Consider the following 6,563-nt stretch of genomic DNA (forward strand, 5'->3'; position numbering starts at 1 on the left):
CATTTGGAGGTAGTTCTCTCCAGGCGATTATCACCTGCGCTGAAAGCGAGATTAGGGCATCAAACGCAGCCCTCCGTATTTACGGTAAATGCGAGCCGTAAGGTTTAAAGTGATTGTTCTTTAAGACACGAAACGTGGCAGTGAAATGCAACACCTTAAGGAGGATTCGCCACAGGCGATCCGATCTTAAGGTGGGGTCTGGGGCGATAGCCCCAGCGCCGAAAATATTGTGAAAGGGAAAGTAGTATGGGGCGATCTTCAATAAAAAATCAGGTGGAAACTGCACTAAAAGAGATTAATCGAATTGGATCCAGTAAACGAGAGGCGAAGCAAGGTGGCGATACAAGTAACATTCACTCCATTAAATATTTTCGAGATGCGTTAGGTACGGGGATTCGCTTTGCGGAGTTTTGCCGCGTCGAATACGGGATCCGATCGATTTATCGGCTCACTGAAGAGCATACGAAAGGATATTTAAATACTCTCCGTGATAAAGGAGTATCCCAGGGTTATCTCATCAACGTGGAATCCCATTTGTGCAAGCTACAAGTTGGTATGCAAAAGTTTTCAGAAAAAATCGGAAAACCACCGGTAAAGTTTATCAATCAGCGACACATTTCCCCCAAGCAGCGTGAGATTCCAAAGGACCGTAGCTATTCGCAGGAGGAGATTCTTAAGTTAGAAAAAGCAATGTCGCCAGCTGTTCGCGTAGCGATGCAGATGAGCTTGCAGTTGGGGTTGCGAGCCAAAGAGGCTATTAATATTCGGGTAGAACACATTATTCAACGCGAAAATGGCCAACTACAAGTGCATATTGAGCAAGGACGAGGCATCACCAAAGGAGGGAGATATCGTGATATCCCAGTCCCTATAGCGTATGAGAAGCCATTACGACAGCTAATTCAAGGCAAAGAGGCAACACAAAAAATTCTAGGTGGTATCAAGGAAGGGACGCTACGGTCGGGTTTAAAACGGGCTTGTGATCGTTCAGGGGTCGTATCATTTGGGTGGCATGGTTTTCGTCATACCTATGCTCGTACACGTCTATCAGAGCTTCTAGGAGATCGCCAAGCACAAGGTAAAATAATAATTGAGCGCATGTTGGAGAACCGTGCCAATGGCCGAAAAGTCCATACAGGAATTAGTTCTTCTGAAAAAGAGCTATTTAATGTTGTTAAAGAATCAATTAATACGGTTCATCATGAACTTGGACATGGAGATAATCGTTGGGGATTGGTTGCGGTATATATGAGCTAACTACACGCCGACGAGTAAAAAGGAACTGCAAGCCAATCTCCCTATTTCGGTCCAAAAAGGGCTATTGAGCTCCGTATTCATTCGTTGTAAAATGTATATACTATAGCACATACATTTTGGAGGGTCACTGGTGTTTGATGACGAAGAGGATCTTTTCATTTGGGATGATCACAATATCGATCATATTGCGCGGCACGGCGTCCTCCCCGATGAAGCCGAGGAAGCATTTTGGGACGAGGACCGGCTCCCGTTTCATGCCCATAGTGGCCACCGGGGCATTATCGGAGCAACGGATGAAGGCCGGCGTTTAGTTGTCATTTTTGTGAAAAAGGAAGGCAATCGTATTCGGGTTATTACGGCCCGAAATGCCGAAGCCGATGAGAAAAAACTCTACAACAAAAGGAGGTCATCACGATGAAACGAATTACATCCAAAGAGGAGATTCCAGCGAACATGACCGACGAAGAAGCTGCCGATTTTTGGGCTACGCATACGATGAGTGAAGAGCTGCTCGAAGCCTCTGTAACTGAGGATGATTTACCGCGCCGGAACGGACGCACAAAAACAATCTCCATCCGCCTGGAACACGATTTAATCAAGCGCCTCCAGGAAGTCGCAGCACAAAAACATATGGGGTATCAGACGCTCATGAAGCAGTTTTTAATTGAACGTGTATATGAGGAAGAGAAATCAGTTCGTTAAACAGAAATTCCTTTTAGGTGTCCAGCAGTGCTTAACCGTCAGAATGTTGGTGTTATCCCTATCACTACAAAAAATCGCATACACCAGCAAAATGTCGCGGGATCGTGATCGATCGTATCCGGCGGCATTTTTGCATGGGGAAACTTCCCCTGTATTGTAGCAGGGATTCACATGTAATGAATGTACGATATTCAATAAAAACATACATTGAAATTGCGGTATATACTGGATTTTATCCAAAAGTGGAGTTACTATTCGGGTAGGTGATTTTTTCATACATTCAAAATTCTGAGTTTACTGCATCCGTCGAGGAGGAGCTTCCATGCCAGCCACAAACCAGGTCAAAGACATTCAACCCATTCGAAGCCGTGAGAAAATCGACGACATGAAGTGGGCGCTTCGCCGGTTCTGCTCGGAACGGGATTACATTCTGTTTCTTGTCGGAGTCAATACGGGCCTACGAGTCGGGGACATCGTTAAGCTCAAGACGAAGGAGCTGCTGGGGAAAAAGCGAGTAGTCGTCAAGGAAGGGAAAACAGGGAAATCGCGGGAGCTGCTGCTGGCCAACATTTACGACGAGCTCAATGCCTATCTGGATACCGTGGACAGTGAGTGGGCGTTTCCATCTCGTAAGGGTGGCGGGGCAATCACGCCTACGCAAAGCTATAGGCAGCTGAACAAGGCTGCTGATATGGCCGAGGTTGAGAGCATGGGGAACCATACGCTCCGGAAGACATTCGGGTACTGGATGTACAAGCAGACGCGCGACGTCGCCAAGCTACAGCGCATTCTCAATCATAGCCACCCGGCCATAACGTTAACGTACATCGGCATTACGGATGAGGAGATCGAACAGGACTTGGAGACGTTCGTCCTTTGATGGAGGGGCGCGCCAAGGGGGCCACCGTTAAAACGGAACGCGTTCTTGCTCTTGCCGTTCTCCTCAGACGCCGTATATTTGGCCGTACAGCGATTCGTGTCCATTTTTGAACAGCGCCTCCACGACGCCGGTTAGCTCCTCACCATCAACGTCCTTAATCATATAATGCGTTGCGCCAGCCTCGTCGGTTCATTCGAATTCCTCCCGCATGCGCGCTTCGTACCGCTCATCGACGTAATCCCGGACGAAGCGATCGCGTGCAGCCGTGTCCTCTTCCCGCCGGAAAAGCCCCACCTTGCGCGTCCGCTGCGCCTCCGGCAAAACGTTCCAGGCTTCAATTGCCTCGGATCGCAGCTGCCGCTTAATCCGTTCTTGAGTGAAATGCTCGTCTAGCCGGCGGCCTCGCTCCTCACGGTTGGCGACAGCAGCGACGGTTGCATTTTGTTGCACTGCGTTCTCTAATTGCTCTGTGATCTGCTTCGTAGAGGAATTTGCTTCCCAGCGAGCCTCAGCTAACTCTTGCCGTAACCTATCATTCTCCGACTTTGTGTGTTCACGAATGCCGGCCGTTTCGTTCACGATCTGTCCAGTCAGTTGCTCATTTGTGGCCGCTATTTCTTGATGTACGTTCATGACCTGTTCACGGATTCCTTGCATTTCCTCCCGCATTGCAGCGCGATCTTGCTCCCCTGAATTCAATCGTTCATTCGCGTTCATGAGCATGACCGCAATTGCATTTAGCTTGGAATCCATGGCTGCTAGGGATTCGGCCACGTTCACCGTCATGGATTCACCGGCTTCATTCACGGTTATGACCGTTGGCCGACCGGATTTAACCAACGCTGCCTCAACTTCATCAACCTGCTTTCCTTCGTCGTACAGCGCTCGAATCTGGCGGAATACGGGGAGGCAGCTCTCTGCAATCTGATAGCTTTTATGCCCCTTCTTGACTTGCAAATGCAAACCATGCCGTGTAATGTACCGTCGCACCGTTTCCGCCGGTATGTCCACCTGCTCACTGACCTGCGCAACCGTTAGCCATTCCAATTGCGTTCACCCCATTCATGGTAAATTCACGCGTTCATTCATTCACGTTCATCGCCACACTACGCATTCACCACGATAATTCCCTTTATAAATCTGGAATGAAGCCGTGAACGAAAATGAATTCATTCATAAATGATTCACCATGTGCAAAGCTGACTCCTGCCGAGCCCGTCATTTGCCCTCAGATCGATTTTGTTCAAACGAGTAAAGCAACTAGCCCGTCCCAATCGCTCTCAGGCGAATAGACGCGTGAATCATGAGATTGAATCATGTTCGCGACGTCTCTTCCCAGAAGCCCCCCAGATGCCTCGTAAGCCATTTCGAAGCCCTGTCCTTACTCTGTAGCCCGAAAGGATTAGAACGCCTCACAGGACACTCACAGCGCGTCACACGACGTCTTAAAACCCTCATCCACGCTCTCCATAATCCACCAGAGGAGCTGATAGACCGTATGTAGATCTTGCAGAGGCTCAGCTCTCGAACGTGAACGTTACAGGAGGAGCCCGTAATTGAACAGCTGCCCCGCGTACATGGTCGCAGCTGCTTCGACCTGGCGAACGAGCTCTGGACTTCCGGAGAGCGCGCTGCCCGTACAATCTCGGCCGGAGCGCCGGTAAACGTTCCCCGCATCGTGAATGACGTTCGACGGTGGCGCGTCATTGCTTACCTCTCTTCAAGAGCTCGTGAGCAGGGCGGCCGCGGCGCGCTTTCATAAGCTTATGAGCTTCTTGGTAGCAGCGATGGAGCATTCCGGCCGGTTCCTTGATTGTCTGGCGCATGAAAACGTTCGAGCCTTCTCGGCGGCAGTTACGCTCAAAGTACCGCTCGCAAGCGAGCTGCACGAGCTCCGGCGAGAGCATATGCTGGAATTCCTTCTGTTGGAGCATGGCGTAAAATTCATCGATGTACATGAGGCCCGCGGTTACGTTGTCGGCGACGTACACCAAGCGAGGGACGTTTTCTAGAAGCGCCTCGTAGATTTCGTCGTGTTTTTCTTCGGTTTGATTTGATTCGATAGAGACAGAAATTTGAGCGAGAGCGGCGGCGGCTTCAGCCGCTGCTGCTTCTTTCTTTCTATCTACTTTTAGATTGTTATTTTTACTTTTCTTTTTAGTGCGAACCTCAGGTACCAAACCCATGCGAACCTCAGGTCCGGAACCCATGCGAACCTCAGGTACGCGTCGCTGTTCTTCATCGTCCCACACGACCTCGAATTTATCGGCAGCGGCAGGAAGCGGCTGCTCGCCGATAAGTCGCTGTAGGGCGTCTAGTAACGGCTTGAAGTTATAGACGGTGTTTCCCCATTGCTTGTTATGTAAGTTGCGGCGCTCACCGATACGGAGCAAACCCTTAGCTCGGAGCGATTTAACCCATTTATCAATTTGGCGTGTCGAGCAGCTGAGGTTAGCGGCCAGCAGCTCACGGCTTGGGTACGGATCACGCGCGTCGTGCTTGTAGGAGAGCAGTTGCGAGATAAAACCGTACTCGCCGTGTTCCATTCCAATTCGGCGATAATTGCGAATTAGTAGATTAGGAATTGACGTAAATCCTTCGTCTAGCAGGGCAACGCCCCAGATGATTTCCATACGTGAGCTTTCGGACATTGGAAAAGCCTCCTCAAATTAAAGGCGATACGTTGCCTTATTCGTGGAGGCCATGCTATTATAGGACGCATAAGGCCTCCGAGCCTAACCGAATAAGGGCATACGAATGCCCGGTTATTTGAACGAGAAGACGCCTAGGCCGCCAAACCTTTAAGGCGTTTTCGTCGTTTATGGGGAATATCTTACCATGCCCTCTAGCATTCTTGCTACGGGAATTTGATAGGGCAGATTCGTGAAAGTCGCGTAATTACTGAGACAGTGACACAAACGCTACACTGGACGAACTCACTTCGCCCAAGCGGGAGCGTGCAATTGTGTGCGAGATAGACGAGGGCAACAGGCGTTACATTTCTTCAAGACTTATTTTAAGGCATATAATAGCCTTTCTAAGGCTGAATACGGCTAGTTTTTTGGGTTATAGGAGAGGCGCCACAAATCCTCTATATGGGCATCCTACGACGTCTGAGTAGCATGCAAAGGGATTGCGAGCGGCAACATGCGTATTTGGGTCTCATATAAGGATTGCTGAGGAAAGAGTTAACTGTTAAAATAAGTTTATTACGAGATTTATTAATTTACTTCGCAGTTGATTTATCTGCGAAGCAGGAGATGCCTCGCCACATTTGAAATTACCCTGGGTGTTGGTCATTCCAGGAAAACCATGGAGTCTAATAGTAAAATAATAGGTCCTGTTTTAGCATGTTTTGTATGCTTGAGATGGGTCCTTTTGGTATGAGAGTCGGCTGATTTAGCCGGCTCTTTTTATATATAAATTTATTTTGAGGACTGATTTGAATAATAGATATCTAGTTACAGAGGTACTAAAGAGAAGAACAAGAACTGTGAGGGGACGTGCCGAGGAGTGCAAAGAAATGAATTACTCAGGATTAGCATTTTAACATTAGATCCATTACAAGACTAAAAAGTCCGGGAATCATTTAAGAAACATTTGGAGGTAGTTCTCTCCAGGCGATTATCACCTGCGCTGAAAGCGAGATTAGGGCATCAAACGCAGCCCTCCGTATTTACGGTAAATGCGAGCCGTAAGGTTTAAAGTGATTGTTCTTTAAGAC

The 6,563-nt window shown here is 48.7% G+C and carries 6 protein-coding genes; 4 read left to right on the forward strand and 2 right to left on the reverse strand.

Features of this window, described 5'->3' with window-relative positions; genetic code table 11:
• Positions 1 to 246: 246 nt before the first annotated feature.
• The 4 genes from I8J29_RS33000 (at position 247) to I8J29_RS33015 (ending at position 2,839) form a co-directional block, all read left to right on the forward strand.
• Positions 247 to 1,257 carry a tyrosine-type recombinase/integrase gene (locus I8J29_RS33000; protein ID WP_208851500.1) on the forward strand — a complete coding sequence of 337 codons (1,011 nt, stop codon included), beginning with the start codon at positions 247 to 249 and terminating at the stop codon, positions 1,255 to 1,257.
• 130 nt (positions 1,258 to 1,387) lie between these two features.
• A complete protein-coding gene (locus I8J29_RS33005) occupies positions 1,388 to 1,675 on the forward strand; it encodes a BrnT family toxin (RefSeq protein ID WP_208851501.1) in 288 nt (95 codons plus the stop codon).
• Positions 1,672 to 1,959 (forward strand): CopG family antitoxin, encoded by a 288-nt coding sequence (locus I8J29_RS33010; RefSeq protein ID WP_208851502.1) that lies wholly within the window; start codon positions 1,672 to 1,674, stop codon positions 1,957 to 1,959. The genes I8J29_RS33005 and I8J29_RS33010 overlap by 4 nt, the downstream gene beginning before the upstream one ends.
• A 322-nt stretch (positions 1,960 to 2,281) precedes the next feature.
• A complete protein-coding gene (locus tag I8J29_RS33015) occupies positions 2,282 to 2,839 on the forward strand; it encodes a tyrosine-type recombinase/integrase (protein ID WP_208851503.1) in 558 nt (185 codons plus the stop codon).
• Between the two features lie 189 nt (positions 2,840 to 3,028).
• On the opposite strand, the gene I8J29_RS33020 is transcribed toward I8J29_RS33015, so the two are convergent.
• Together I8J29_RS33020 and I8J29_RS33025 are read right to left on the reverse strand one after the other, a co-directional pair.
• A complete protein-coding gene (locus I8J29_RS33020) occupies positions 3,029 to 3,886 on the reverse strand; it encodes a hypothetical protein (RefSeq protein ID WP_208851504.1) in 858 nt (285 codons plus the stop codon).
• Between the two features lie 656 nt (positions 3,887 to 4,542).
• Positions 4,543 to 5,490, reverse strand: a complete 948-nt coding sequence (locus I8J29_RS33025) for a helix-turn-helix domain-containing protein (RefSeq protein WP_208851505.1) — start codon at positions 5,488 to 5,490, stop codon at positions 4,543 to 4,545.
• Positions 5,491 to 6,563: the final 1,073 nt, after the last annotated feature.

The organism is Paenibacillus artemisiicola (assembly GCF_017652985.1).
In the GTDB taxonomy this organism is placed as follows: Bacteria; Bacillota; Bacilli; order Paenibacillales; family Paenibacillaceae; genus Paenibacillus_Z; species Paenibacillus_Z artemisiicola.

Excerpts from the sequence above, each read along its gene's own strand:
- I8J29_RS33015 (WP_208851503.1), top strand. The coding sequence starts at position 2,282 with ATGCCAGCCACAAACCAGGTCAAAGACATTCAACCCATTCGAAGCCGT.
- I8J29_RS33010 (WP_208851502.1), top strand. The coding sequence starts at position 1,672 with ATGAAACGAATTACATCCAAAGAGGAGATTCCAGCGAACATGACCGAC.
- I8J29_RS33025 (WP_208851505.1), bottom strand. The coding sequence starts at position 5,490 with ATGTCCGAAAGCTCACGTATGGAAATCATCTGGGGCGTTGCCCTGCTA.
- I8J29_RS33000 (WP_208851500.1), top strand. The coding sequence starts at position 247 with ATGGGGCGATCTTCAATAAAAAATCAGGTGGAAACTGCACTAAAAGAG.